The 26,506-nt window shown below is 72.3% G+C and carries 21 protein-coding genes, 1 tRNA gene and 1 pseudogene; 11 read left to right on the top strand and 12 right to left on the bottom strand.

Translation table 11 applies throughout. From position 1 onward, the window contains the following. Window positions 1–92: 92 nt before the first annotated feature. From OG904_RS18130 to hutU, 3 genes are read right to left on the bottom strand one after another with little or no spacing between them, the layout of a single operon-like run. Entirely contained in the window at window positions 93–1,454 is a 1,362-nt protein-coding gene (locus OG904_RS18130) for a formimidoylglutamate deiminase (protein ID WP_405492188.1), read from the bottom strand. After that, window positions 1,445–2,635, bottom strand: a complete 1,191-nt coding sequence (locus tag OG904_RS18125) for an allantoate amidohydrolase (protein ID WP_405498098.1) — start codon at window positions 2,633–2,635, stop codon at window positions 1,445–1,447. The genes OG904_RS18130 and OG904_RS18125 overlap by 10 nt, the downstream gene beginning before the upstream one ends. Before the next feature lie 35 nt (window positions 2,636–2,670). After that, the gene (hutU, locus tag OG904_RS18120; RefSeq protein ID WP_405492186.1) at window positions 2,671–4,335 is read right to left on the bottom strand and encodes a urocanate hydratase; all 1,665 of its coding nucleotides are present in this window, start codon (window positions 4,333–4,335) and stop codon (window positions 2,671–2,673) included. 114 nt (window positions 4,336–4,449) lie between these two features. Between hutU and OG904_RS18115 the strand changes: the two genes are divergently transcribed. Then, window positions 4,450–5,838 carry a diaminopimelate decarboxylase gene (locus tag OG904_RS18115; protein ID WP_405492184.1) on the top strand — a complete coding sequence of 463 codons (1,389 nt, stop codon included), beginning with the start codon at window positions 4,450–4,452 and terminating at the stop codon, window positions 5,836–5,838. Between the two features lie 908 nt (window positions 5,839–6,746). Here OG904_RS18115 and OG904_RS18110 read toward each other — a convergent pair. Next, complete coding sequence (locus tag OG904_RS18110; protein WP_405492182.1) at window positions 6,747–7,589, bottom strand: MurR/RpiR family transcriptional regulator; 843 nt, start codon at window positions 7,587–7,589, stop codon at window positions 6,747–6,749. Window positions 7,590–7,817: 228 nt separating this feature from the next. On the opposite strand from OG904_RS18110, the gene OG904_RS18105 reads away from it, so the two are divergent. Then, entirely contained in the window at window positions 7,818–9,080 is a 1,263-nt protein-coding gene (locus OG904_RS18105) for an MFS transporter (RefSeq protein ID WP_405492180.1), read from the top strand. Window positions 9,081–9,089: 9 nt separating this feature from the next. Then, window positions 9,090–9,482, top strand: a complete 393-nt coding sequence (locus OG904_RS18100) for a hypothetical protein (RefSeq protein ID WP_405492178.1) — start codon at window positions 9,090–9,092, stop codon at window positions 9,480–9,482. Window positions 9,483–9,854: 372 nt separating this feature from the next. Here the strand turns inward: OG904_RS18100 and OG904_RS18095 are convergent, their stop codons facing one another. Beyond that, a complete protein-coding gene (locus OG904_RS18095; protein WP_405498096.1) occupies window positions 9,855–11,240 on the bottom strand; it encodes a cystathionine beta-synthase in 1,386 nt (461 codons plus the stop codon). A 157-nt stretch (window positions 11,241–11,397) separates the two neighbouring features. Here OG904_RS18095 and OG904_RS18090 point away from each other — a divergent pair, with 157 nt between their 5' ends. The 3 genes from OG904_RS18090 to OG904_RS18080 all read left to right on the top strand — a co-directional run bounded on the left by OG904_RS18090 (window position 11,398) and on the right by OG904_RS18080 (window position 14,947). Next, window positions 11,398–12,525: an SGNH/GDSL hydrolase family protein gene (locus OG904_RS18090; protein WP_405492176.1), complete on the top strand. Its 1,128-nt coding sequence runs from the start codon at window positions 11,398–11,400 to the stop codon at window positions 12,523–12,525. Between the two features lie 67 nt (window positions 12,526–12,592). After that, a complete protein-coding gene (locus OG904_RS18085) occupies window positions 12,593–13,813 on the top strand; it encodes an acetyl-CoA C-acetyltransferase (protein WP_405492174.1) in 1,221 nt (406 codons plus the stop codon). 315 nt (window positions 13,814–14,128) lie between these two features. After that, the gene (locus tag OG904_RS18080) at window positions 14,129–14,947 is read left to right on the top strand and encodes a hypothetical protein (RefSeq protein WP_405492172.1); all 819 of its coding nucleotides are present in this window, start codon (window positions 14,129–14,131) and stop codon (window positions 14,945–14,947) included. A gap of 142 nt (window positions 14,948–15,089) precedes the next feature. On the opposite strand, the pseudogene OG904_RS18075 reads toward OG904_RS18080, so the two are convergent. Continuing rightward, a pseudogene (locus tag OG904_RS18075) lies at window positions 15,090–15,377 on the bottom strand (hypothetical protein); the annotation flags it as partial. 101 nt (window positions 15,378–15,478) lie between these two features. On the opposite strand from OG904_RS18075, the gene OG904_RS18070 reads away from it, so the two are divergent. Continuing rightward, entirely contained in the window at window positions 15,479–15,709 is a 231-nt protein-coding gene (locus OG904_RS18070) for a DUF4287 domain-containing protein (RefSeq protein WP_405492170.1), read from the top strand. 93 nt (window positions 15,710–15,802) lie between these two features. Here the strand turns inward: OG904_RS18070 and OG904_RS18065 are convergent, their stop codons facing one another. Together OG904_RS18065 and OG904_RS18060 are read right to left on the bottom strand one after the other, a co-directional pair. After that, window positions 15,803–16,660 carry a Bax inhibitor-1/YccA family protein gene (locus tag OG904_RS18065; protein WP_405492168.1) on the bottom strand — a complete coding sequence of 286 codons (858 nt, stop codon included), beginning with the start codon at window positions 16,658–16,660 and terminating at the stop codon, window positions 15,803–15,805. Window positions 16,661–16,841: 181 nt separating this feature from the next. Continuing rightward, window positions 16,842–16,923: transfer RNA gene (locus OG904_RS18060), tRNA-Leu, on the bottom strand. A 486-nt stretch (window positions 16,924–17,409) separates the two neighbouring features. On the opposite strand from OG904_RS18060, the gene OG904_RS18055 reads away from it, so the two are divergent. Both OG904_RS18055 and OG904_RS18050 read left to right on the top strand, forming a co-directional pair. Then, the gene (locus OG904_RS18055) at window positions 17,410–18,174 is read left to right on the top strand and encodes an ABC transporter ATP-binding protein (RefSeq protein WP_405498094.1); all 765 of its coding nucleotides are present in this window, start codon (window positions 17,410–17,412) and stop codon (window positions 18,172–18,174) included. 61 nt (window positions 18,175–18,235) lie between these two features. Beyond that, on the top strand, window positions 18,236–20,785 hold the full coding sequence (locus OG904_RS18050) for an ABC transporter permease (RefSeq protein ID WP_405492166.1): 2,550 nt from the start codon (window positions 18,236–18,238) through the stop codon (window positions 20,783–20,785). Between the two features lie 137 nt (window positions 20,786–20,922). Here OG904_RS18050 and OG904_RS18045 read toward each other — a convergent pair whose 3' ends face one another. Both OG904_RS18045 and OG904_RS18040 read right to left on the bottom strand, forming a co-directional pair. After that, window positions 20,923–22,236, bottom strand: coding sequence for a class I SAM-dependent methyltransferase (locus OG904_RS18045; RefSeq protein ID WP_405492164.1), 1,314 nt, complete (start codon window positions 22,234–22,236; stop codon window positions 20,923–20,925). A gap of 229 nt (window positions 22,237–22,465) precedes the next feature. Further along, window positions 22,466–23,851, bottom strand: coding sequence for an NAD(P)/FAD-dependent oxidoreductase (locus OG904_RS18040; RefSeq protein ID WP_405492162.1), 1,386 nt, complete (start codon window positions 23,849–23,851; stop codon window positions 22,466–22,468). A gap of 479 nt (window positions 23,852–24,330) precedes the next feature. Between OG904_RS18040 and OG904_RS18035 the strand changes: the two genes are divergently transcribed. Further along, window positions 24,331–24,603, top strand: coding sequence for a type II toxin-antitoxin system Phd/YefM family antitoxin (locus tag OG904_RS18035; protein ID WP_405492160.1), 273 nt, complete (start codon window positions 24,331–24,333; stop codon window positions 24,601–24,603). Further along, on the top strand, window positions 24,600–24,869 hold the full coding sequence (locus tag OG904_RS18030; protein WP_385587998.1) for a type II toxin-antitoxin system RelE/ParE family toxin: 270 nt from the start codon (window positions 24,600–24,602) through the stop codon (window positions 24,867–24,869). Before OG904_RS18035 ends, OG904_RS18030 begins: the two co-directional genes overlap by 4 nt. Before the next feature lie 59 nt (window positions 24,870–24,928). On the opposite strand, the gene OG904_RS18025 is transcribed toward OG904_RS18030, so the two are convergent. Both OG904_RS18025 and OG904_RS18020 read right to left on the bottom strand, forming a co-directional pair. After that, complete coding sequence (locus OG904_RS18025) at window positions 24,929–25,900, bottom strand: exopolyphosphatase (RefSeq protein WP_405492158.1); 972 nt, start codon at window positions 25,898–25,900, stop codon at window positions 24,929–24,931. After that, window positions 25,897–26,472: a DUF501 domain-containing protein gene (locus OG904_RS18020; RefSeq protein ID WP_405492156.1), complete on the bottom strand. Its 576-nt coding sequence runs from the start codon at window positions 26,470–26,472 to the stop codon at window positions 25,897–25,899. The genes OG904_RS18025 and OG904_RS18020 overlap by 4 nt, the downstream gene beginning before the upstream one ends. Between the last annotated feature and the right edge of the window lie 34 nt (window positions 26,473–26,506).

Here is a 26,506-nt window from a genome sequence, read left to right as displayed (position 1 = left end):
GCGCAGCGCCCGGAACGGGGTCCGGGGCAGAGCCCCGGTTTCGGGAAGGGGCGGGGTGGGGTGGGGGGAAGCCTCGCCGCAGGCGGGGGCGGTCAGGCGCGCAGGGCGGCGATGGCTTCGGCCAGGGCCGTCGGGACGTCGGGGACCAGGGCGTGGGCGCCGTCGCGGACGATGTGGCGGCCGCCCACCACCGTGTGCCGGATGTCGGCGGCCGACGCGGCGAAGACCGCCGTCTCCGCGCCGAGGCGGGGAAGCGGACCGGCCGTCCGTACGGAGTCCAGCGCGATCGTGGTGAAGTCCGCGAGCGCACCCGCCTCCAGCCGCCCCGCACCCGACCACCCGAGGGCCGCGTGACCGTCCGCGGTGGCCGCGGCCAGCAGGGCGTTCGCCGTCCAGTGGCCGCGCGTACGGCTGCTCAGCCGCTCGTTCAGCTCCATCGCGCGGGCCTCTTCGAGCAGGTCGATCACCGCATGGCTGTCACTGCCGAGCGAGAGCGGGCTGCCCGCGCGCTGGAGGCGTACGGCCGGGCCGATGCCGTCCGCGAGGTCGCGTTCGGTGGTGGGGCACATGCAGGTGCCGGTGGTGGTGGCGCCCAGGAGGGCGATGTCGGCGTCCGTGAGGTGCGTGTTGTGCACCCCGGTGGTGCGCGGGCCGAGCACCCCGTGGTCGGCCAGCAGCTGCGTCGGGGTGCGGCCGTGGGCGGCCAGGCAGGCGTCGTTCTCGGCGGTCTGCTCCGAGAGGTGGACGTGCAGCGGGGCCCCGCGTTCCCGGGCCCAGCGGGCCACGGTCGCCAGCTGGTCGGCGGGCACGGCGCGCACCGAGTGGATCGCGGCGCCGATCAGCGCGTGTTCGCGGGGCTTGAGGGCCGAGGCCCGCTCCGCCCACGCGTCGGCCGTGCCGTCGCTGAAGCGCAGCTGGTGCGGGTTCGGGGCCTGTCCGAAGCCCGCCGACAGGTACGCCGTGTCCAGGAGGGTGATCCGGATGCCGGCCGCGGCGGCGGCTTCGATCAGGGCCTCGCCCATGGCGTTGGGGTCGGCGTAGGGGACCGCGCCGGGGGCGTGGTGGACGTAGTGGAACTCGCCGACGGCGGTGATGCCGGCCAGCGCCATCTCGGCGTAGACGGCGCGGGCGAGCTCGAAGTAGCTCTCGGGGGTGAGGTTGTGGGCGACCTTGTACATGAAGTCGCGCCAGGTCCAGAAGGTCCCCGAGCCGACCTGGACGGTTCCGCGCAGGGCCCGGTGGAAGGCGTGGCTGTGCGCGTTGGCCAGGCCGGGGAGCGTCAGCCCGCGCAGGATCTCCGCTCCCGGGGGCGGGGTCTCGGATCCGGGTCCGGTCCGCAGGGCGGCGATCCGCCCGTCGGACGCGACCTCGAGGGTGACGCCCGGCTCGACATGGGTGCCGAGCCAGGCGTGCTCCAGCCAGTACGTCTTCAGCACGTGCCCCTTCAACCGCATGCGAGGCCTTCCAGTACGTCGGCGAGGGCGAGGACGCCGGCAACGCAGTCGTCCTCGTCGGCGGACTCCCGCGGGGAGTGCGAGACGCCGGTGGGGTTCCGTACGAACAGCATCGCGGTCGGGACGGCCGCCGAGAGGATTCCGGCGTCGTGTCCCGCGCCGGTGCCCAGGACCGGGACGGCTCCGCCGAGGATCCGGTTGAGCTCGTCGCGCAGGGCGTGCTCGAACTCGACGACCGGGGTGAAGGACTCCCGGACGATGTCCAGGTCGATGCCGTCCTGGTCGGCGCGCTCGCGGGCGGCCTTCTCGATCGCGGTCACGACCGTGTCGAGGGTGGCCTGGTCGGCGGCGCGGGAGTCGAGCCAGCCGCGCACGAGGGAGGGGATGGCGTTGACCCCGTTGGGCTCCACCGAGATCTTCCCGAAGGTGGCCACCGCCCCGGCGAGGGCGGCCTCCGCGCGGGCCGCGAGCACGGTCTGCGCGTAGGTGAGCATCGGGTCGCGGCGGTCCACCAGGCGGGTGGTGCCCGCGTGGTTGGCCTCGCCGCGGAAGTCGAAGCGCCAGCGGCCGTGCGGCCAGATCGCGGAGGCGATGCCGACCCGGTCCCCGGACAGGTCCAGGGCGCGGCCCTGTTCCACGTGCAGTTCGACGAAGGCGCCGATGCGGGCGAGGCGTTCGGGGTCGGCCCCGATGGCGGCGGGGTCGTACCCGGCCGCCTCCATGGCCTCCGGCAGGCGTACGCCGTCCGCGTCACGGAGCTCGTAGGCCTTCTCCCTGGTCAGCTGCCCGGCGCTGAGCCGGGAGCCGACGCAGGCGAGCCCGAAGCGGGCCCCTTCCTCGTCGCCGAAGTTGGTGATGGCCAGCGGCCTGGAGAACTCCGCTCCCCTGCTGCGGAGTTCGTCCAGGGCCGCGAAGGAGGACACCACCCCGAGGGGGCCGTCGAAGGCGCCCCCGTCGGGGACGGAGTCCAGGTGGGAGCCGGTGACCACGGCGTCACCGGCCAGGGGGTCGCCGAGCCAGGCCCACTGGTTGCCGTTGCGGTCGGTCTCGTACGCGAGCCCGCGCGCCTCGGCCTGGGCCTGGAACCAGGTCCGGCAGTCGGCGTCGGCGCCGGTCCAGGCGTAGCGCCGGTACCCGCCGCTGCCCTGGTCCCGGCCGATGGGCCGGAGCTCGGCCCACATCTCGTGGAACGAGGCTCCGGCGGCGGCTTCCTGGGTCACGCCTGGTCGCCTTCGCGCATCGGGATGCGGACGCCGCGCTCGTCGGCGACCGTCTCGGCGATGTCGTAGCCGGCGTCGACGTGGCGGATGACGCCCATGCCCGGGTCGTTGGTCAGGACGCGGCGGATCTTCTCGCCCGCCAGCTTGGTGCCGTCGGCGACCGTGACCTGGCCCGCGTGGATGGAGCGGCCCATGCCGACGCCGCCGCCGTGGTGGATGGAGACCCAGGAGGCGCCGGAGGCCACGTTGACCATGGCGTTGAGCAGCGGCCAGTCGGCGATCGCGTCGGAGCCGTCCAGCATGGCCTCGGTCTCGCGGTACGGGGAGGCCACCGAGCCGCAGTCCAGGTGGTCGCGGCCGATGACCAGCGGCGCGGCGAGCGTGCCGTCGGCCACCATCTCGTTGAAGCGCTCGCCGGCCTTGTCGCGCTCGCCGTAGCCCAGCCAGCAGATGCGCGCGGGCAGGCCCTGGAAGTGGACGCGCTCGCCGGCCATCTTGATCCAGCGGTGCAGGGACTCGTTCTCGGGGAAGAGCTCCAGCATCGCCTTGTCGGTCTTGTGGATGTCCGAGGCCTCGCCGGACAGGGCCGCCCAGCGGAAGGGGCCCTTGCCCTCGCAGAAGAGGGGGCGGATGTAGGCGGGGACGAAGCCGGGGAAGGCGAAGGCGCGGTCGTAGCCGGCCAGCTGGGCCTCGCCGCGGATGGAGTTGCCGTAGTCGAAGACCTCGGCGCCCGCGTCCATGAAGCCGACCATGGCCTCGACGTGCGTGGCCATCGACTCGCGGGCCCGCGTGGTGAACCCGGCCGGGTCCTTGGCCGCGTAGGCCGCCATGTCGTCGAAGTCGACGCCGACCGGCAGGTAGGCGAGCGGGTCGTGGGCGGAGGTCTGGTCCGTCACGATGTCGATCGGGGCGCCCTCGGCGAGCATCTGCGGGAGGAGCTCGGCGGCGTTGCCGAGCAGGCCGATGGAGAGCGGCTTGCGGGCGTCGCGGGCCTCGGTGGCCAGCTGGAGGGCGTGGCGCAGGTTGTCGGCCTTGACGTCCAGGTAGCGGTGCTCGATGCGGCGGTCGATGGCGCGCGGGTCCACGTCGATGCAGATGGCGACGCCGTCGTTCATCGTCACGGCGAGCGGCTGGGCGCCGCCCATGCCGCCGAGGCCGGCGGTGAGGGTGATGGTGCCGGCGAGGGTCCCGTTGAACTTCTTGGCCGCCACGGCCGCGAAGGTCTCGTAGGTGCCCTGGAGGATGCCCTGGGTGCCGATGTAGATCCAGGAACCGGCCGTCATCTGGCCGTACATGGTCAGGCCCAGGTTCTCCAGGCGGCGGAACTCCTCCCAGTTGGCCCAGTCGCCGACGAGGTTGGAGTTGGCGAGCAGGACGCGCGGCGCCCACTCGTGGGTCTGCATCACGCCGACCGGGCGGCCGGACTGGACGAGCATCGTCTCGTCCTGCTTGAGGGTCTGGAGGGTGCGCACCATGGCGTCGTACGAGCGCCAGTCGCGGGCGGCCTTGCCGGTGCCGCCGTAGACCACGAGCTTGTCGGGGTGCTCGGCGACCTCGGGGTCGAGGTTGTTCTGGAGCATCCGCAGCGCGGCCTCCTGCTGCCATCCCAGGGTGCTCAGCTCGGTACCTCGTGCGGCACGTACGGGGCGGGGTCCTGACATGGCGGTGCCTCCTCCGGTGTTGGTTAATCCATTCACATACTTGCTCCCTGAATAGATTCAGTCAACAGCTGCGGGCGAACGCGCCGGGCGGCGGACCGGCGGACACTGACGGACATGGCAGACGAAACGCGTGCGCACACCGCCGGCGGGCCGGCCCTCCGGCGCGACCTGGCCGTGCGGGCCGCCGTCCGGCAGGGCCTGATCGACGAGGGGTCGCCCCTGGTCTGCCTGCTCGACGTGGCCGGCATCCGCACCTCCGCGGCCGCGCTGACCAGCGCCTTCGCCGAGGCCTTCGCGGCCGCCGGCGCCCCCGGCACCCCCGTCCTGCACGCCTTCGCCGTCAAGGCCGCCCCGCTCGTCCCGGTCCTGCGGCTGCTCGCCGACGCCGGGCTCGGCTGCGAGGTGGCCAGCCCCGGCGAACTGGCCCTGGCCCGCGCGGCCGGGGTCCCGCCGGAGCGCACCGTGCTCGACTCCCCCGCCAAGACGGCCGCCGAGCTGCGGGAGGCGCTCGCGCTGGGCATCGCGGTGAACGCCGACAACCGCCAGGAGCTGGAACGCCTGGACGGGCTCGTCGCCGGGGCGGGCGGGGCGGCGGGGGCGGGGGCGGCGGGGGCCTCCCCGATCGGTGTACGGATCAACACCCAGACCGGCGCGGGCAGCATCGGCGCCCTCTCCACCGCCACGGCCACCTCGAAGTTCGGCGTCGGCCTGCGCGATCCGGGCGCGCGCGAATGGCTCGTACGGGCGTACTTGGAACGGCCCTGGCTCACCCGCCTGCACACCCATTCGGGCTCCCAGGGGGTTCCGCTGCCGCTGATCGCCGAAGGGGTGCGGGAGCTGTACGCGCTGGCCGAGGAGATCAACGCGGCGGCCGGGCGGCGGCAGGTCGACACCCTGGACATCGGCGGCGGGCTGCCGGTGAACTTCGCCTCGGACGCGGTCGCGCCCACCTTCGCCGAGTACGTGGCGGCCCTGCGGGAGGCCGTCCCCGGGCTCTTCTCGGGCGCGTACGGGCTGGTCACGGAGTTCGGGCGGTCCCTGACGGCCAAGCACGGGCTCGTGCTCTCGCGCGTCGAGTACACGAAGACGACCGGCGGGCGGGCGATCGCGCTGACGCACGCGGGGGTTCAGGTGGCCACCCGTACGGTGTACGCGCCGGCGGCCTGGCCACTGCGGATCGTGCCCTACGACGCCGGGGGTGCTCCGCTGACGGGGCCGGACGTCGTCCAGGACGTCGCGGGGCCGGCCTGCTTCGCGGGGGACCTGCTGGCGGCCGGGCGGGAGCTGCCGCTGCTGTCCCCCGGGGACCTGATCGCCGTCCCCGACACGGGGGCGTACGCCTTCACCGCCCACTACGGCTACAACAGCCTGCCGCGGCCGGCGGTGCACGGCTTCACCGTCTCCCCGGCGGGCGGGGTCCGCTTCGCCCTGGCCCGCGCGGCGCAGTCACCGTCCACGATCCCCGCCGAAGCGGGCGGGGCCGCCCCGGACGCCCTCCTCTGACGGGGCGCGCCCGCCGCCCTCCCGAACCGGCGCCCTCCCGAACCGGCGCCCCCTCGGACCGGCGCCCTCCCGAAGCGCCGCCCTCCCGAACCGGCGCCCTCCCGAAGCGCCGCCCTCCCGGAACACCGCCATCCCGGACCGCTGCCCTCCCGGAACACCGCCCTCCCGGACCACCGCCCCTTCGGACCGACGCCCTCCCGGCCGCCGCCCTCCCGGACCGCTGCCCGGGCGCGCCCGCCGCTCTCCCGGAGCGCCGCCCGGGGTGACCCGCTGCACGGGGCAGGCCCTGTGCTCGGCCCGGGCCGAGCCGCTGCGCGGGGCGAGTCCCCTACCCGCCCTTCCACCGTTCCCCGAGCGCTGCCCGGAGCCCGGTCCTCAGGCGCCGGACGGGCTGGAAGGGGTCCCGGGCTCCGCCCTGACCCGCGGGCCCCGGGCTGCGCCCGAGCCCCTGGGGCTCCGCCCCAGACCCCGCTCCTCAAACGCCGGAGGGGCTGGATTTCGGCCAACGTCAGCCAAATCCAGGAGCGGGGGGCCGGCCCCCGGCAACGGCGCCGCGGCGTGCGCACGGACCGGCAGCACACTCCAGCCCTGCCGGCGATTGAGGCCGGGGCCGGAGGCCGGAGGCCGGGGCCGGAGGCCGGAGGCCGGGGCCGGAGGCCGGAGGCCGGGGCCGGAGGCCGGAGGCCGGGGCCGGAGGCCGGAGGCCGGGGCCAGAGGCCGGGGCCGGAGGCCGGAGGCCGGGGCCAGAGGCCGGGGCCAGAGGCCGGGGCCGGAGGCCGGAGGCCGGGGCCAGAGGCCGGGGCCGGGGCCAGAGGCCGGGGTCAGAGGCCGGGGCCGGGGCCAGAGGCCGGGGTCAGAGGCCGGGGCCGGAGGCCGGAGGCCGGGGTCAGAGGCCCGGGGCCCGGGGGCTACTCCACGAACAGGCCCCGTGCAGCGGCCCGGGCGTCGAAGGACTCCAGGCGGGCCTGCGCGTCCGGTAGGGCGTCCGCCATCGCCTCCAGCAGCACCCGCCCCAGCAGCATCGGCGCGCACGCGGTGTCGAAGGCCAGCCCGGTCCCGACCGGGGCGGGGATCAGCAGGTCCGAATGGCGGGCCACCGGCGCGAAGGCCGAGTCGGCGACCGTCACCACGGTCAGCCCGGCCGCCCGCGCGTGGTCCAGGGCCTCGGCGACCTCCTTCGGGTACCGGGGCAGCGCGAAGCACAGCAGGGCCGAGGCCCCGGCCGCCACGGTCGCGTCGATCCGGTCGGCGAGCATCGAGCCGCCCTCGTCGAGGAGCCGTACGTCCGGATGGACCTTCGCGGCGAAGTACGCGAACCCGCGCGCCTGCGAGGAGGCCGCGCGCAGCCCCAGTACGGGCAGCGGGCTCGACCCGGCCAGCAGCCGCCCCGCCTCCCGCACCGGCGCCGGGTCGGCGAGCATCGCGGACAGCCGGCGCAGGTTCTCGATCTCCCCCTGCACCGCCTGCTGGTACTCGTTGTACGAGTCCGCGTCCCCGGCCCCGGCCCGTTCGGCGGGGGCCACCTCCCGCAGGTGGCGGCGGAGCGCCGGATAGCCGTCGAAGCCCAGCGCCACCGCGAACCTCGTCACCGAGGGCTGGCTCACGCCGGCCAGCTCGGCGAGCTCCACGCTCGACAGGAACGGCACCTCCGCCGCACCGCGCACCATGCAGTGCGCGATGCGCCGCTGGGTCGGCGTCAGCCGGTGTCCCTCGAACAGCTTCTGCAGCCTCGCCGCAGGGCTCTCGCTCATCCCGTTCCCCTCCGTCCCGTCCGTCGCCGGTGGGATATTCAGTCACCGAGCACTCTGCATGCGGTTATGCAGGACGGCAACCCGCGCTCGCGATCCGGGACCTCCCGGACCCCGCCCGGAGCCCCGCGCAATTCGTTTGACGACCGAGGGCCCGCGCTTGATCCTCAAGTGCCGGCCACCGCGGTTCGCCCGGCCAACGCCCCCCACACCCAAGCGAATTGGCCCTCCATGGTGTCTTCGTCCGTCTCCGCCCCGCCCGTTCCCGGTGCCCGCCTCTGGACCAGGGACTTCGGTCTGTTCTTCACCGCCCGCGTCGTCTCGATGCTGGGCGACACGATGATGCCCGTCGCGATGGCCGTCGCCATGATCTCCCTCGGCTACGGGGTGAGCGGCATCGGGTACGCGCTGGGTGCGTGGATGGGGGCCTTCGCCCTCTTCGTCGTCTTCGGCGGGGTGTTCGCGGACCGGTTCCACCCCCTGCCCCAGATGATCGGCGCCGACGCGGTCCGGTGCGTGGCCCAGGGCTCCTTCGCCCTCTACCTCTGGCTCGGCCACCCCACCCTGTGGTTCGTCATCGGCGGATCGGTCCTCGGCGGCATGGCCACCGCGATGTTCCAGCCGGGCACCAACAGCCTCGTGCCCCAGGTCTCCGCCGACCCGACGCAGGCCAACGGGGTGCTGCGGGTGAGCGAGGGGATGTCCACGATGGCCGGTCCGGCCCTCGCGGGCGTCCTCGTCGCCGCCACCTCCACGGCCTGGGTGTTCCTGATCGACGCCACCACCTTCGCGGTGAGCGCGCTCTGCCTGCTGGCGCTGCGGCTGCCCCGCTTCGTGCCCGACCGCTCGGAGTCCACGCTCGCGAACCTGCGGGAAGGCTGGCAGGAGTTCCGCTCCAGGTCCTGGCTGTGGGCGGTCATCCTGATCTGGTGGGTGCTCGGCGTCTTCGTCTGGGGCCCGCTCACCCCGCTCGGCGCGGCCTCGGTCATCGCCGAACACGGCAAGGCGGCCTTCGGGTACGCCGAGGCCGCGTTCGGGGCCGGCTGCGTACTCGGCGGACTCGTCGCGATCCGGCTCCGCCCGGTCCGCCCGCTGCTCGGCGGCGGCTTCGCGATGTGCCTGTTCCCGATGATGCCGCTGGCGGCGGCCCTGGTCCCCGCCCTCCCGCTGCTCATGCTCGGCTACGCGGTCAGCGGCGTGGGCTGGGCGTTCTGGGGCGTCCAGTGGTCCACCACGGTGCAGACCCAGATCCCCCGGGACCGGCTCAACCGGGTGACCGCGTACGAGATCGGCGGCTCGATCCTCGCCATCCCCTTCGGGCAGGTCCTCTCGGGCCCCGCCAGCGCCCTGTTCGGCGTCCGCCCGCTCCTGCTGGCCGGCGCCGCCATCGGCCTCGGCTGCGCCCTCGCCCTGATCCTCGTACGCCCCGTCCGCACCCTCGTGCGACGCGATACGGGGGCTACCCCCAGTGCCGGGCCGGGCGGCGGTTCCTAGGCTGGCGGCATGGAGTCCCAAGAGCTGAAGAAGGAACTCTCCGCCACGCTCGACGCCCGGCGGGAGCTGGGGCCGGAGTACGAGGCCGCGCTGGTGGACTCGTTCGTGGAGAAGATCGACACGCAGGTCCGCCGGCGCCTCGCGGAGGAGCGCCTCACCGCGGCCCGCGGCGGGCCCGGGGCCGCGGCGGATTCCCCGGACGGGAACTTCGGCGAACGGTTCGGCTTCGCGATCATCACGCTGGTGCTGGCGGTCCCGCTGTCCGCGATCGGCGCCGCACAGGCCCATCTCAGCGGCCTGGTCGTCGCCTGGCTCGGCATCCTGGGCGTCAACTACGTCCACGCGGCGAAGTTCCGCGGCCGCCGTCACCAGCGGCCCGGCGGTCCCGACCCGCTCGACTGATCCGGGCCGACCGGAAGGGCCCGAAAAGGGCCTGACCCCGCCGGTCCTGGGCGCCGGGCCCCGGCCGTTCCGGGCCCGGAAAAGGAGTGAGCGCGGGGACCGCCGCACCCCGGTTGCCCGGGGGCGGGACGACGGCGGTCCCCGCGCTGGACACGGGCCGGGTCAGGGCCGTCCGCGCGTCCGTGGCGTCCAACGCGGTCCGGGAGCCGCTCCGGAAGTGCGTCGACGCCGTTCGTGGCGCCGGCCGGGTCCCGGTCTCCCGGGCTTCCCTGCCGACAACCACCACTGTGCCGGAGCCGTGTTAAGCGGGTGCTGCCGTCACGTGTCGGGCCCGTACCGATTGCGCGACGCCCGCGCGCGGCCCCGTACGGGCTACTTGGCGCCCTTCGCCAGGAACGCCAGCAGGTCCTGACGGCTCACCACACCGGTCGGCTTGCCCTCGACCAGCACGATCGCCGCGTCCGCCTCGCCCAGGACCGCCATCAGCTCGGACACCGGCTCGCCGGAGCCGACCTGCGGCAGGGGCGCGCTCATGTGCTTCTCCAGCGGGTCGGTCAGGGACGCGTGCTGCGCGAACAGCGCCGCCAGCAGCTCCTTCTCGACCACGGAGCCGATGACCTCGGCCGCCATCACGTCGGGGTGACCCGCGCCCGGCTTGACGATCGGCATCTGCGAGACGCCGTACTCGCGCAGCACCTCGATGGCCTCGCCGACGGTCTCCTCGGGGTGCATGTGGACCAGGGAGGGGATGCCGCCCGCCTTGTCCGCGAGCACGTCGCGGATGCGGGCGGAGGGGCCCGCGTCCTCCAGGAAGCCGTGTCCGGCCATCCACTCGTCGTTGAAGATCTTGCTGATGTATCCGCGACCGCTGTCCGGGAGCAGGACCACGACCACGTCGTCCGGGCCCAGGCCCTCGGCCGCCCGCAGCGCGGCGACGACCGCCATGCCGCAGGAGCCGCCGACGAGCAGGCCCTCCTCCTTGGCGAGGCGGCGGGTCATCTGGAAGGAGTCCTTGTCGGACACCGCGATGATCTCGTCCGTCACGTTGGGGTCGTAGGCGGTCGGCCAGAAGTCCTCGCCGACGCCCTCGACGAGGTACGGACGGCCCGAGCCGCCCGAGTAGACCGAGCCCTCGGGGTCGGCGCCGATGATCTTCACCTGGCCGCCGGACGCCTCCTTGAGGTACCTGCCGGTGCCGGAGATCGTGCCGCCCGTGCCGACGCCGGCCACGAAGTGGGTGATCTTCCCGGCCGTCTGCTCCCAGAGCTCGGGACCGGTGGTCTCGTAGTGGGAGCGCGAGTTGTTCGCGTTGCTGTACTGGTCCGGCTTCCAGGCGCCGGGCGTCTCGCGCACCAGGCGGTCGGACACGTTGTAGTACGAGTCCGGGTGCTCGGGGTCGACGGCGGTCGGGCAGACCACGACCTCGGCGCCGTACGCGCGCATGACGTTGATCTTGTCCGCCGAGACCTTGTCAGGGCAGACGAAGATGCACTTGTAGCCCTTCTGCTGGGCCACGATGGCGAGTCCTACACCCGTGTTGCCGCTCGTCGGCTCCACGATGGTGCCACCGGGCTTGAGCGCACCGCTCTGTTCGGCGGCCTCGATCATCCGGACGGCGATCCGGTCCTTCACGGACCCGCCGGGGTTGAAGTACTCAACCTTGGCAAGGACGGTGGCCTGCAGGCCTTCGGTCACACGGTTGAGCTTCACCAGCGGGGTGTTGCCGACGAGGCTGATCATCGAGTCGTGGAATTGCACCATGTTCTCCAAGGAGGGGACTCCACGGGTTCTCCGGGAGGCACCGCCAGACTAAGCGGAAAGGGATTGGCCGACCCGCACTACGGGGCAGGTAGGTCATCAGGACCGAGTGACAGAGGAAAGATCCGGCCGAGGGACCGAGGAGGTGGCTTGAAGGGTGTCCAGAGCGAGGACGGCCCGCCGCATCGCGGCGGGCGCGGCGTACGGCGGGGGCGGGCTCGGGCTCGTCGGGGCCGCCGCGGTGGGGCTGGTCGTGGCGGAGATGCAGTTCGCGAAGCGGACGGTCGGCACCGGACTGCCGGATCCGCCGCACGCGGACGGGCTGTACGGGAGCGAGTTCGGCGGGCCGGAGCTGAGTCCGGGCCCGCTGCGCCTGGGCATGCTGGGCGATTCCACGGCGGCCGGGCTGGGCGTGCGGCGGGCGCGGCAGACCCCGGGCGCACTGCTCGCCTCGGGGCTGGCGGCGGTGGCCGAGCGTCCGGTGGAGCTGCGCAACGTGGCGTTGTGCGGGGCCATGTCGGACGACCTGGACCGGCAGACGGGGCTGCTGCTGGACGGTGACGGGCCGGCCCCCGACGTGTGCGTGATCATGATCGGCGCCAATGACGTGACCCGGCGGATGCCGCCGACCCAGTCGGTACGGCTGCTGACCTCGGCCGTACGCAGACTGCGGCTCGCGGGCTCCGAGGTCGTGGTCGGCACCTGCCCGGACCTGGGCACCATCGAGCCGGTCTACCAGCCGCTGCGGTGGCTGGCCCGCCGGGTCTCGCGCCAGCTGGCCGCCGCCCAGACGATCGGGGTGCTCGCGCTGGGCGCCCGTACGGTCTCGATCGGCGACCTGATGGGGACGGAGTTCGCGGCGAACCCGCGCGAGATGTTCGGCCCGGACTCCTACCACCCGTCCGCGGAGGGGTACGCGACCGCCGCGATGGCCGTGCTGCCCACGCTGTGCGCGGCCCTGGGCGTCTGGCCCGAGTCGGACCGGCTGGACGTGTCGCGCAACGAGGACATGCTCCCGGTGGCCAAGGCCGCCTCGGCGGCTGCGGGGCAGGCGGGCACCGAGGTGACGGCGGCGCGCGGACCGTGGGCCCTGCTCAAGTACCGGCGCAGGCGCCGGGTGCCGGGCGAGGACCTCACGGAGCAGACCGGAGGGACCGGCGGGGCGGCCACGGCGGCGCGGACGGGCGGGAAGCCGTCCGGGACGGGCGGGACGGCCGGGAAGCCGTCCGGGACGGCGGCCGGGGGCGGGGCCAGAGCGACCGGTGTCACATCGCAAGGGCAGTGACCTCGACGGTACGGGGCGGTAACTTCGCATGCGGTCCCGGTACGACACCACCTCCCTTGGAGCCCCGATGCCCGAAGCCGTCATCGTTTCCACCGCCCGTTCGCCGATCGGGCGCGCTTTCAAGGGATCCCTGAAGGACGTCCGCCCGGACGACCTGACCGCCACGGTCATCCAGGCCGCGCTCGCCAAGGTCCCCGGGCTGGACCCCCGCGAGATCGACGACCTGATGCTGGGCTGCGGCCTGCCGGGCGGCGAGCAGGGCCACAACCTCGGCCGGATCGTGGCCGTGCAGATGGGCATGGACCACCTGCCCGCCACCACGATCACCCGCTACTGCGCCTCCTCGCTGCAGACCTCCCGGATGGCGCTGCACGCCATCAAGGCGGGCGAGGGCGACGTCTTCATCTCCGCGGGCGTGGAGATGGTGTCCCGGACCGTGAACGGCTCCTCCGACGGGATCCCGGGCACCCACAACCCGCTCTTCGCCGATTCCGAGGCGCGTACCGCCGAGGTCGCCCAGTCCACCGGCTCCTCCTGGCACGACCCGCGCGAGGACGGCCGGACCCCCGACGCGTACATCGCGATGGGGCAGACCGCCGAGAACCTGGCCCGCCTCAAGGGCGTGACCCGCGCCGACATGGACGAGTTCGGCGTGCGCTCGCAGAACCTGGCCGAGGAAGCCATCAAGAACGGCTTCTGGGCCCGCGAGATCACCCCGGTCACCACCCCGGACGGCACGGTCGTCTCGCAGGACGACGGCCCGCGCGCCGGGGTCACCCTGGAGGCCGTCCAGGGCCTCAAGCCCGTCTTCCGCCCCGACGGCCTGATCACGGCCGGCAACTGCTGTCCGCTGAACGACGGCGCCGCGGCGCTGGTCGTCATGAGCGACACCAAGGCGCGCGAGCTCGGCCTGACCCCGCTGGCCCGGATCGTCTCCACCGGCGTGACCGGCCTCTCCCCCGAGATCATGGGCCTGGGCCCGGTCGAGGCCTCCAGGCAGGCGCTGAAGCGGGCGGGCCTGACCGTCGGCGACATCGACCTGTTCGAGATCAACGAGGCCTTCGCGGCCCAGGTGATCCCCTCCTACCGGGACCTGGAGATCCCGCTGGAGAAGCTGAACGTCAACGGCGGGGCCATCGCCATCGGCCACCCCTTCGGGATGACCGGCGCGCGCATCACCGGCACGCTGATCAACAGCCTGCAGTTCCACGACAAGCAGTTCGGTCTGGAGACCATGTGCGTCGGCGGCGGTCAGGGCATGGCCATGGTGATCGAGCGCCTGAGCTGAGCCGATTCGGCCACCGGTTCGTCGGGATCAAGGGCCGATGCCAGGCGCCGTAAGGGATCCGCTTGATCCCTTGCGCCGTACTGACAGCGAATCTAACCCTGTCGCGGCCATTCTGTGACCAAATGTCCCCCAGGATGTGACATACGCCCTGGGGGATCATCGTTTCCGCAGGTCAGGCCGTGCTTGGGGGTGGCCGCCAGGCCTAAAGGCCTGTCCAATTCGTGACGTAATGCACTGCACGCCATTCCCAGGGCAGGACAAGCTGATGTAGGAAGTCGGGGGATCGAATCAATCAGGAGTTAGTCAGTGAGCGCCATGTCTCTTGCCCTACTGCTGACCACGGCCGCTGCCACGACCGTGGGCGCTGCTGCGCTGCACGCCGTCCACGGCCTGCGCAAGCAGGTCACGGCCCTTCGCGGTGAGCTGACGGTGGTGCACCCTCGCGGTGCGACCGTCCCGCACGCCCGCAGCGCCGTGGAGTCCCCCGCCGCCGAGATACGAGCCGCCGTCGCCGAGGCCCTGGCCGAGGAGCGCGAGCGCGAGCTCGCCGAGGCACGTGCCTTCTGGGCCGCCCAGGAGGCCCGTGACGCCGCGGACGCCCCCTCGCTGCTGGGCGGCCTGTCCGGCCTCGGCGAGGAGAGCCCGGTCTTCCTGCCCCGGCAGGCGGACATGGTCGGCCTGGAGCCGCTCCTGAGCGAGGAGGCCGAGGCTGCCGCCGAGTACCTCGCCTACCCCGAGGACTCGGCCGAGCTGGCCGCCGCCCGCCGGCGCCACCCCTCGCACCCCGACTTCGTGCCGGTCCAGGCCTCGCACCCCGGCGCCGACCACGAGCGCACGGTCAGCCGCCTGGAGGAGCTCGCGCACGCCCGTACGGCGCTCGCGGACGTCCGCCCCGGCCCGCTGGGCACCCTGGACGTGTACGTCTTCACGGACGGCACCACGCTCTGCATGACCCCGGGGCACCGGGAGACCGCCGAGCGCCTCGCCGAGGCCCTGCGCTCGGGCCGCGCGCCCGTCCTGCTGGGCGGCTCGGGCATCTCCGGCGCCTACGCCCTGACCTTCTCCTGCGGTGACTCCGAGGACCCGGACGGCAACGTCTACATCCTCGCGGACCGCGTCATCGCATCGCTCTGACTTCCGCCTGCTCCACCAGTCGAACGGCCTCGTCCAGCACCTCGGACGGGGCCGTCGCCACGTCTGCGGGGGCTGCGGTCGCGGAGCCTGCCGCCGCTGGGGCGGCCGTCGCCGGGGCGGCCGTCGCTCCCGCTCCGGACCAGGCGGCGTGGAGCGCCTCGGCGAGGTCCTGCCCGGCCACGGCGAGCTGGTCGCCGACGACGAAGATCCCGGCGTCCGGCATCCTGCGCGCCGGAGCCGCCCCCGCGCCGCCCCCGGCGGCCCCGGCGCCCCCGGTGGCCGCCTCCAGCCGCTGGGCCCGTACGGAGAGCTCCCGGGCCAGGTCCAGCGCCACCTCGGCGGCGCCCTGCTGGAGCCGGCTCTGCGGTGCGGCCCGCAGCCGGTCGGCGAAACGTTCCACGGCGGCGGTCAGGGGTGAGGTATCGAGCACGCGGCCGACCTTACGCGCCGCCCCGGCGCCATTGCCAACGGGCGAACTCTCCGGCACGGTGGCGTCAAGAGAGCAGCACGGCGATACCTCCGGAGGCGCCCATGTCCGTAGAGTTCTCCGAGCAGACACACCGCAACATGATCGACAGAATCCCGCAGACCACCGGTCGTGACGTGTCCGACTGGCTCCGGGCCGTGGACGAAGGTCCCTCCCTGGTCCGGTTCGAGGAGAAGGTCAGCTGGCTGCTCGGCGCGCACGAGCTGTCGTACGGCCAGGCCAAAGCGATCATCCACGAGTACGACCTGCGCCGCGCCGCCCGCAAGTTCGGCTGAGCCCGGCATGCGGGAAGGCCCCGCGAGCACGTGCTCGCGGGGCCTTCCTCTGCTCAACCGCTCAGCTGCTGAACCGGTCAAGGGGTACGGGCACTAGTCACCCTTGAGGATGGAGATCAGGCGCAGCATCTCCATGTAGATCCACACCAGGGTCATGGTGAGGCCGAAGGCCGCCAGCCAGGACTCTTCGCGCGGGGCGCCGTAGGTCACGCCGTCCTCGACCTGCTTGAAGTCGATGGCGAGGAAGCAGGCACCGAGGATGATGCCGATGACGCCGAAGAGGATGCCGAGGCCGCCGCTGCGGAAGCCGAGGCCGTCGCCGCCCCCGAAGGCGGAGAACAGCAGGTTGACGACCATCAGCAGCATGAAGCCGATGGCGGCCGCCGTCACGAAGCCGACGAAGCGCCGGTTCACGTTGATCCAGCGCATCCGGTAGGCGATCAGCACGCCGGCGAAGACGCACATCGTGCCCATCACGGCCTGGATCACCGTGCCCGGGCCGGTGTAGGTGCTGAAGGCCGAGCTGATGACGCCGAGGAAGACGCCCTCGAACGCCGCGTAGGCCAGGATCAGCGCGGGGACCGGCTTGCGCTTGAACGACTGGATCATCGCGAAGACGAAGGCGATGAGCGCGGCCCCGATGGCGATGCCGTACGAGGTCTTGAGGTTGGCCTGGTCGACGGGAAGCGCGATCCAGGAGATGGCCGCCGTCACGATGACCGTGCCGAGCGTCAGGGCCGTACGGCTCACGACGTCGTCGATGGTCATCGCGTTGCCACGGACCGGCGCCTGCGGCATACCCGTGGCCGGGTCGGTCGCGTAGGGGTTGGTCGCGTACGGGTTGGTGGCGGTCCCGGCCTGTGCCTGGGGCTGCTGCGTGCCGAAGCCCGCATAAGCACCGTTGTCGCGGCTGAACCCCCGTCGCGAGAAGACCGGGTTGCTGCTCCTCATCTCACTCCTCCGTGGCCACCGTGCGCGGCCTAGGTGTCAAGAGTAATGCGGACGCAAAGAAATCGCCCTACTGCTGAAGGAGGATCTTTCCCGGTGGTACCGGTGTGCTCTCGGGGGAAGGCGGGGGAACCCGTGGCGCCCCCGCCCCTCACGTGTTCCGGCCTGAAACGGAACGTCATCGTGCCCGAAGCCGGACTTGAACCGGCACGACCCGAGGGTCAGCGAGGTTTAAGCTCGCCGTGTCTGCATTCCACCATCCGGGCAGGGCGTAGCGGCCCCGTGGGAAAAGCCATGAACGCTGCGCCGAGCCTATCCGGAACGCTTACGCCCCGACCTGGGCGTCTCGCCGATGTTGTCTGATTTTATTGGTGATTGATGGGCAGTCAGGGTGGAGAAGGCGCGGTCGGCCCGCTCCGGGCGTCGATCATGGCCGTTGTGGGATTGACGGGATTTCGATGGCCCGCGCCACCCCGTACGCCACCCCTCTGAGCTCGGATCCTCTCGAAACCTCCGCGGGACCTCCCCGGGACCCCCCCAGGACCGCCCCGGGAGCCCGACCCCCACTCCCGGCCCGGCTCCCGTCATACCAAAGGAGGAGACGGACCCCTCCGCGATCAGACTCCAGTGGACCCGAGAACGGGCACCGCGGCTGATCCGCGGCGGGGGTGGGCGACGCGACGATGAAGGGGTCCCGCCGATCGCGGACGGTGAGCCCGGTCCGCAGCCCAAGGAGTCGCTCCGTGACCACCATGAACTACGCCCCGCACACCACCCAGGCCGTCGCCGCGCGCGCCACCGGCCTGTCCAAGGTGTACGGCCAGGGCGAGACCCAGGTGGTCGCCCTGGACAACGTCACCGTGGACTTCGCCCAGGGACAGTTCACCGCGATCATGGGCCCCTCGGGTTCGGGCAAGTCCACCCTGATGCACTGCGTAGCCGGCCTGGACACCTTCTCCGCCGGATCCGTCCGCATCGGCGACACCGAGCTCTCCACCCTGAAGGACAAGCAGCTCACGCAGTTGCGCCGGGACAAGATCGGCTTCATCTTCCAGGCCTTCAACCTGCTGCCGACCCTGACCGCCCTGGAGAACATCACGCTCCCCATGGACATCGCCGGCCGCAAGCCCGACAAGCGGTGGCTGGACTCGGTCATCTCCATGGTCGGCCTCTCCGAGCGCCTCTCCCACCGCCCCACCCAGCTCTCCGGCGGCCAGCAGCAGCGCGTGGCCGTCGCCCGCGCCCTGGCCTCCCGACCCGAAATCATCTTCGGCGACGAGCCCACCGGAAACCTCGACTCCCGCTCCGGCGCCGAGGTCCTCGGCTTCCTGCGCAACTCCGTGCGCGAGCTGGGCCAGACCGTCGTCATGGTCACCCACGACCCGGTCGCCGCCTCCTACGCGGACCGCGTCATCTTCCTCGCCGACGGCAGCATCGTCGACGAGATGCTCAGCCCGACCGCGGACGGCGTCCTCGACCGCATGAAGGCCTTCGACGCCAAGGGCCGCACCAGCTGAGGGACGACCGCCCTCGCAGACGTCCGTCCCCGCTGACCCCTTACCCCTGGACTCCTCCACCATGTTCCGAACCGCCCTGCGCAACGTGCTCGCGCACAAGGCCAGGCTGCTGATGACGGTGCTCGCCGTCGTCCTCGGCGTCGCCTTCGTCTCCGGCACCCTCGTCTTCACCGACACCCTCAAGAAGTCCCTGAGCGGCCAGTCCGCCAAGAGCTACGACGGCGTCGCCGTCTCGGTCACCTCCTACGGCGCCTCGCGCGGCGAGGACGGCCTCAAGCAGGGCGACCCCGGCATCAGCCAGCAGACCCTCGACAAGGTCAAGGCCCTGCCCGGCGTCGACTCGGCCTCCGGGCGCGTGACCGGCTTCGCCGGCGTCGGCGACGAGAGCGGCAAGCTCATCGGCCAGGGCTGGTCGAACAAGGGCTCCAACTTCGCCCCCGGCAAGGACGGCAAGGACCCGCGGTACACCTTCACGGAGGGCGCGGGCCCGGCCGGGGACGGCCAGATCGCCCTCGACAAGGAGACTGCGGCCGCCGGCAAGTACAAGGTCGGTGACAAGGTCCGCGTGGCCACCAACGGCCCGGTGAAGGAGTACTCCCTCGGCGGCGTCTTCACCACCGAGGACGGCGCGGTCCAGGCCGGCGGCAGCCTGGTCCTCTTCGACACCTCCGTGGCCCAGAAGCTCTACCTCCAGCCCGGCTTCTACGACGAGCTGGCCGTGGCCGCCACCTCCGGCACCTCCGCCGACAAGCTGCTCGCCGAGGTCAAGCCGCTGCTCGACGCCAAGAACACCAAGGCCCAGACCGGCGCCGAGCTCGCCAAGGAACAGGCCGAGCAGATCGGGAAGGTGCTCGGCGGCATGAGCACCATGCTGCTCGCCTTCGCCGGCATCTCCCTCTTCGTCGGCATCTTCCTGATCTACAACACCTTCACCATGCTGGTCGCCCAGCGCACCAAGGAGCTGGCCCTGCTGCGCGCCGTCGGCGCCAACCGCGGCCAGGTCATGCGCTCGGTGCTCGCCGAGGCCCTCGTCGTCGGTGTCATCTCCGCCGCCGTCGGTCTGGTGACCGGCATCGGGCTGGCCGTCGGCATGCGCTCCGCGATGGGCGCCTTCGGTGCGAAGCTCCCGGGCGGCGCCCTCGTCATCGCCCCGGGCACCATCGTGGCGGCCCTCGTCATCGGCGTCCTCGTCACCGTGGTCGCCGCGCTCTTCCCCGCCTGGCGCACCGGCCGGATCGCCCCGGTCGCGGCCATGGGCAGCGCCCACCTGCCCGCCAGCAGCAAGTCCCTCGTCGTGCGCAACGTCCTCGGCAGCCTCATCACCGTCCTCGGCTTCGCCGTGGTCTTCGGCGGCGTGGCCATGGGAGCCGACGGCCGGATGGTCATCGGTGCCGGAGCCTTCTTCCTGCTCGTCGGCCTGATCGTGCTGCTCCCGCTGCTGTCCCGGCCGGTCATCGCCGCCCTGCGGCCGCCGCTGGAGAAGATCTTCGGGGTCCCGGGCAAGCTCGCCGCGCAGAACGCCGTGCGCAACCCCCGCCGCACCGCCGTCACCGCCGCCTCCCTGGCCATCGGCCTGACCCTGGTCACCACGATGTCGGTCCTCGGCGTCACCATCGGCAAGGCCGTGGACAAGGAGACCACCGACAAGATCAAGGCCGACTACAAGGTCTCCATGGCCAGCGGCGGCAGCCTGGACAAGGCCGTGGCCGACACCCTCGCCAAGGCCCCCGGCATCAAGGCGGTCTCCCCGGTAGCCGAGGCCGGAGTGAGCCTCAAGGGCCAGGTCCGGTCGGTCTCGGGCGTCACCCCGGCCGCCATCGGCGAGATGCTGAACCTGGAGACCACCGGCGGCTCGCTGAGCGCGCTCGGCAAGGGCGAGCTCGCGGTCTCCGACAAGGCCGCCAAGGCCGATGGCCTGGCCGTCGGATCCTCCGTCGAGGCCCGGTTCGACGACGGCCAGAAGGCCACCCTCAAGGTCGGCACGGTCTACAAGGAACTCGGCGGGATGCTGGCCGCCCCGTACCTCCTCGACAACAAGGTGCTGAGCGCCCACTCCGACAGCCAGTACACCCTCGCCGTCTACGTGAACACCGACGGCGGCGAGTCCAAGGCCGGCGAGGCGGCGATCGTCGACGCCCTCGGCAAGAACCCGGCGCTCACGGTCGCCACCCAGCAGGACATGCGCAACGAGAGCGGCGGCCTCATCAACACGGCGCTGAACATCATGTACGGCCTGCTCGGCATGGCGCTGATCATCTCCGTCCTCGGAGTCGTCAACACCCTGGCGATGTCCGTGTACGAGCGGACGCAGGAGATCGGCATGCTGCGCGCCATCGGTCTCGACCGGAGCCGGGTCAAGAACATGATCCGCCTGGAGGCCGTCGTGATCTCGCTCTTCGGCGCGGTCCTCGGTGTCGCCGTCGGCATGTTCCTCGCCTGGGCGGTCGGCTCGACCCTCGCCAAGACGATCACGGACTACGAGCTGGTCCTCCCGTGGGACCGGATCGGCATCTTCCTCCTGCTGGCCGGCGTGGTCGGCGTCCTGGCCGCCATGTGGCCCGCCCGCAGCGCGGCCCGGCTGAACATGCTGACCGCGATCAAGACGGAGTAGCGGTACGGCGCCACCGCGCCACCGCCACCCGTACGAACGAAGGCCAAGGGCCCCGCGACCTCTCCCGTCGCGGGGCCCTTCGCCGTTCCCGTCCCGTACCCGTACCCGTACTCGCACTCGTACGCGCACCCGTACGGCTACGCCGGCCACTCCCGGGCGCGCAGCGGCATCCCGGACGCCGCCCGGGCCCCGGTGCGCACCGCGAGCACCTGGTTGACCCCGAGCCGGTTGTGCTCGAAGCCGAGCGCCGAGGCGGCCATGTACAGCTGCCAGACCCGGGCCCGCCCGGGCGAGGTCAGCCGTACCGCCTCCTCCCAGTGCTCCTCCAGCCGGGCCACCCAGGCCCGCAGGGTGAGGGCGTAGTGCTCGCGCAGCGCCTCCACGTCGCGGACCTCGAAGCCGGCCCGTTCCAGCTCGCCGACGGTGGTGCCGACCGGGGACAGCTCCCCGTCGGGGAAGACGTAGGCGTCTATGAACTCGTCGATCCGGTACGCCTCCTCGTCCGGCTCGGGCCGCCGCGCGATCTGGTGGTTCAGCAGCCTCCCGCCCGGCTTCAGCAGGCCGTACAGGGTGTGCGCGTACGTGCGGTAGCGCTCGGCGCCGACGTGTTCGGCCATCCCGATGGAGGAAATGGCGTCGTACGGACCGTCCTTGACGTCCCGGTAGTCCTGGACCCGGATCTCGACCAGGTCGGCCAGGCCCTCCTCCGCGACCCGCTTGCGGGCGTAGGCGGCCTGTTCGCGCGAGAGCGTGATGCCGGTGACCCGGGCGCCGTACTCCCGGGCCGCGTGCAGGGCCATGGAGCCCCAGCCGCAGCCGACGTCCAGGAGCCGGTCCCCGGGGCGCAGGGCGAGCTTGCGGCAGACCAGGTCCAGCTTGTCGCGCTGGGCGTCCTCCAGACTGCCGCCGGGGCTCCAGTAGGCGCAGGAGTAGACCATGGACGGGCCGAGGACCCGCTCGTAGAACTCGTTGCCCACGTCGTAGTGGTGGCTGATGGCCTGCTTGTCGCTGCCCTTGGTGTGCCGGGGGCCGCCGCGGCGGACCGCTTCCTCGGGCGGCGGTGCGGGCGCGGGCCACGGCCGGGCCAGACCCACGAGCGAGCGCACGGCGGCGCGGGCCGCCGGATCGCGCAGCAGGGCGGCGGGCCCGCGGCCGCCGCCGTCCTGCCCGGGAGCCGCGGGGTCGCGCTCCCAGAGCAGCCCGCCGACGCGGTCCAGCAGGTCGAAGAGGTCGCCCTCGACGGTCAGGTCCCCGGCCACCCAGGCGCGGGCCAGGCCCAGCTCGCCCGGCTTCCACAGGATCCGGCGCAGCGCGCGCCGGTGGTTCAGGACCAGCGTGGGACCGCTCGGGGGACCGGCCTCGCTGCCGTCCCAGGCCCGTATGCGGACGGGAAGGGGGGCGCCCAGCAGGGTTTCGGCTAAAGCGGCCAGCCGCGGCGCGGCGTCATTCATCGTAGGCACCTCCGATAAGTTCCGACGCGACGAACTACCCCGTTCCGAGCCCGGATAAGCGCACCCATTGGTTTCTTCGATGGGTGCGGGGGGTATTGCGCGCGCGGGAACGCCGAAGGGGCCGCCCGCACCACGGATGGCGGGCGGCCCCTTCGGGGTCACGCTGGGTCGAACGGGGTCACGCTGGTCCTGCGGGGTCACGCCGCTCCGGCCCGGGGGCCGGACCGGGTCAGGAGGCCTTGGCCTTCTCGGCCGGGGCCGTGACGGCGGCCGGAGCCGGCGCCGGCTTGGCGGCCTCGTAGAACTCCTCGCGGGGGGTCTCCAGGGCACCGAGGGAGACGACCTCGCGCTTGAGGAACATGGCGAGGGTCCAGTCGGCGAAGACGCGGATCTTGCGGTTCCAGGTCGGCATGGCCATGCCGTGGTAGCCACGGTGCATGTACCAGGCGAGCCGGCCCTTGAGCTTGATCTTCATCTTGCCCATGACGATCATCGCGACGCCCTTGTGGAGGCCGAGGCCCGCCACCGCACCCTTGTTGGAGTGCGAGTAATCGGCCTGCGGGAAGCCCCGCATGGCCGAGATGACGTTGTCGCCGAGGACCTTGGCCTGGCGCAGCGCGTGCTGGGCGTTCGGCGGGCACCAGGCGTTCGCCACGCCGGCCTTGCGGGCGGCGAGGTCCGGCACCTGGGCATTGTCGCCGGCGGTCCAGATGTAGTCCGTGCCCTTGACCTGGAGGGTCGGCTCGGCGTCCACGTGGCCGCGCGGGCCCAGCGGCAGGCCGTAGCGGGCCAGCACCGGGTTGGGCTTGACGCCGGCGGTCCACACGAGGGTGTTGGAGTCGACCTCGAGGCCGTTCTTCAGCACCACGTGGCCGTCCACGCAGGAGTCCATGGAGGTGTTGAGGTAGATCTCGATGCCGCGCGACTCGAGGTGCTCCTTGCCCCAGGTGCCGAGCTTGGGCCCGACCTCGGGAAGGATCTTGTCGGCCGCGTCGACCAGGATGAAGCGCATGTCCTCGCGCTTGATGCTGGAGTAGTACTTCGCGGCGTCGCGGGCCATGTCCTCGACCTCGCCTATGGTCTCCGCGCCGGCGAAGCCGCCGCCGACGAAGACGAAGGTGAGGGCCTTGCGGCGGACGTCCTCGTCCGTCGTGGACTCGGCCTTGTCGAGCTGCTCGAGGACGTGGTTGCGCAGGCCGATGCCCTCTTCGACGCCCTTCATGCCGATGCCCTGTTCGGCGAGGCCGGGGATCGGGAAGGTGCGGGAGACGGCGCCGAGCGCGATCACCAGGTAGTCGAAGGGCAGCTCGTACGCCTCGCCGACCAGCGGCGTGACGACGGCGACCTTGCGGTCCTGGTCGATGCTGGTGACCCGGCCGGTGAGGACCTCTGCCTTGGGCAGCACGCGTCGCAGCGGTACGACGACGTGCCGAGGCGAGATGCTGCCTGCGGCCACTTCGGGGAGGAAGGGCTGGTAGGTCATGTACGAGCGCGGGTCGACGACCGTGACGGTCGCCTCGCCGTAACGCATCTTCTTCATGATGCGCTTGGCTGCGTACAGGCCTACGTACCCACCTCCTACAACGAGGATCCTGGGACGCTCCGTGGTGCTCATGAGGAAAAGTATCCAGCACCCCAAGGGGTGACGCTCGTGAGCCCCTTCACAAGGACCTCTGGACCCTCTGCTACACTCCGCCGCCCACGTGATCGAGGTCATGGTGCGGAACGGGAACCAGGGTGTAACGGGAGTCGTTGTACACCAGTCCTGAACTGGCCTCCAGGCCGGTAAGCGGAGTAGACCACCCGCTTCGTGGATACCTACCGACAGACCCTCCCGGCGTCCGCCATTCGCACAAGCGCTCGCAAAAACAAGGCCCAGGGGCCTCCGGACTTGCCCAAATGGCTCCTCTGAGGCCCTCACAGGCATCTTTTCCTTGTGAAGAACTTCACGAACTTCATGTGGACGGCGGGACCTAGGGCCCCCGAACAGCCCCCGAACGGCCCCCGGAGCCTCTTCTGACCACGCGACCGGTAAGCCAACGCCTCGTTGCGGCGGGGAGTGCATGTGTACACAGCCCTGCGTACACTGACGTCATGAGTGAGAACGCTGTGACCGTGCGCGAAGCCCGCGCCCACCTTGCGGACCACATCAACCGCGCCGAGCAGGGCGCGCCGACCATAATCACCCGCAATGGCGCTCCCGTGGCCGCCTTGGTCCCCATCGCGGACTTCAACGCACTCGAAGAAGCGGCCGACGAACTGCTCGCACGCGAGGCCGAGGCCGTGCTGGCCGAAGGCGGGGCGACCGTGACCATGGCCGAGCTGCTGGCCGACCTGTTCAGCGAACGGCGTGACGGCGCAGCGTGAAGTACGCGTTTCGATTCACCACTGCGGCGCAACGACAGCTTCGGGCGATCGACAAGCCCGCGGCCATGCGCATCCTCGCCGCGCTGACCGCCCTGGGGGATGATCCCTACCGCGAGGACGCCGACGTCAAGAAGCTCACCGGACCGTCCGGCCTCTACCGCCTTCGGGTCGGCAGCTACCGGATCGCCTATCAGGTGCTGGACGGCGAGCTCGTCATCCTCGTCGTCAAGGTCGGCGACCGCCGCGACGTCTACCGCAACATCTGAGTACCACGGCGGCGCTCCGGTCAGCTGACCGGAGCGCCGCCGTTCAGTGGTGCTGCCGGTCAGGGCCGCTGCTTGTCGGCCTCGGCCTCTTGCGCGACCTTGATCGCGATGCCGTCGAGGATGTCGTGCTCCGAGACCACGACCTCCGTGGCGCCGACGCGCTCCATGATCGCCAGCAGGACCAGGGCGCCCGCGCCGATCACGTCGACCCGTCCCGGGTGCATCACCGGGATCGCCGCGCGCTCGGCGTGCGTCAGCGTCAGCATCCGCCCGCTGATCTCGCGGACCGCCGCGTACGGGATCCGGGAGTGGTGGATGGCCGCCGAGTCGTACTCCGTCAGGCCCAGCGCGATCGCGGCGACCGTGGTCACCGAACCGGCCAGCCCCACCAGGGTGCGGGCCTCGCCCAGCGGCACGCTCCCGGCGGCCAGGTCCAGCGCCGCCTCGATGTCGGCCCGCATGGCGGCCACCTGCTCGCCGGTCGGCGGGTCGGTGACGACCCCGTCCACCAGCAGGTGGCGCTCGGTCATCCGGACGCAGCCCACGTCGACGGACCGGGCCGCCCGCACGTGGTCGGAGCCGACCACGAACTCCGTGGAGCCGCCGCCGATGTCCACCACCAGGAACGGCTTCTCCAGGTGGTCGGTGCCGGTCAGCTCCTTGGTGGCGCCGGTGAAGGAGAACTCCGCCTCCTGGTCCCCGGAGATCACCTCGGGCTCGACGCCCAGGATGTCCAGTACGCCCCGGACGAACTCGTCCCGGTTCTCGGCGTCCCGGGACGCCGAGGTCGCGACGAAGCGCACCCGCTCGGCGCCGAGCTCCTTGATGACCGCCGCGTACTCGCGGCAGGCCGCGAAGGTGCGCTGCAGCGCCTCCGGGGCCAGCCGGCCCGTCTTGTCGACGCCCTGGCCGAGGCGGACGACCGTCATCCGCCGGTCCAGCTCGGTCAGCTCACCGGTCCGCGGGTCGCAGTCCGCGACGAGGAGCCGGATGGAGTTCGTACCGCAGTCGACGGCCGCGACCCGCGTCACGCGCCCGGCTCCGGCTGCTCGTCCTTCTGCTCGTCCTTCTTCTTTTCCTTCTTCTCCCCGCACGGGGTGACGCAGGCGCCCTTGGCCCACCACTCGGGCAGCCTCGCCAGCGCCTCGTCGCCGAACGGGTTCACGCCCGGGCCCGCGGCCAGCGAGTGCCCGACCAGCACGTGCAGGCACTTGACCCGGTCCGGCATGCCGCCGGCGCTCGGGAAGCCCTGGAGCACCTCGATGGCGTCGCGCCGGGTGATGTAGTCCTCGTGCGCGGCCCGGTAGGCGTCGGCCAGCTCCGGGTCCACGGCGAGCCGGGCCTGCATCTCCTTCATCACGCCGTTGGCCTCCAGCGTGCCGATCGCACCGGCGGCGCGCGGGCAGGTCAGGTAGTACAGCGTCGGGAAGGGGGTGCCGTCCGGGAGCCGCGGGGCGGTCTCCACCACGTCCGGCTGCCCGCAGGGGCAGCGGTGCGCGATGGCGCGCAACCCGCGCGGCGGGCGGCCGAGCTGCTGCTCGAAGGCCTCGATGTCGGCGTCGGTCGGCTCGGTCCGGTCGGTCTGGGGCGGGGGCGTCTGCATGCCTGGAAGAAGTCTTTTCGTTCTCGTGGATGGG

This window comes from Streptomyces sp. NBC_00096 (assembly GCF_045041305.1).
In the GTDB taxonomy this organism is placed as follows: domain Bacteria; phylum Actinomycetota; class Actinomycetes; order Streptomycetales; family Streptomycetaceae; genus Streptomyces.
Note: the sequence above shows the minus strand (reverse complement) of the source record. Positions and strands in the feature narration are given on the sequence as shown.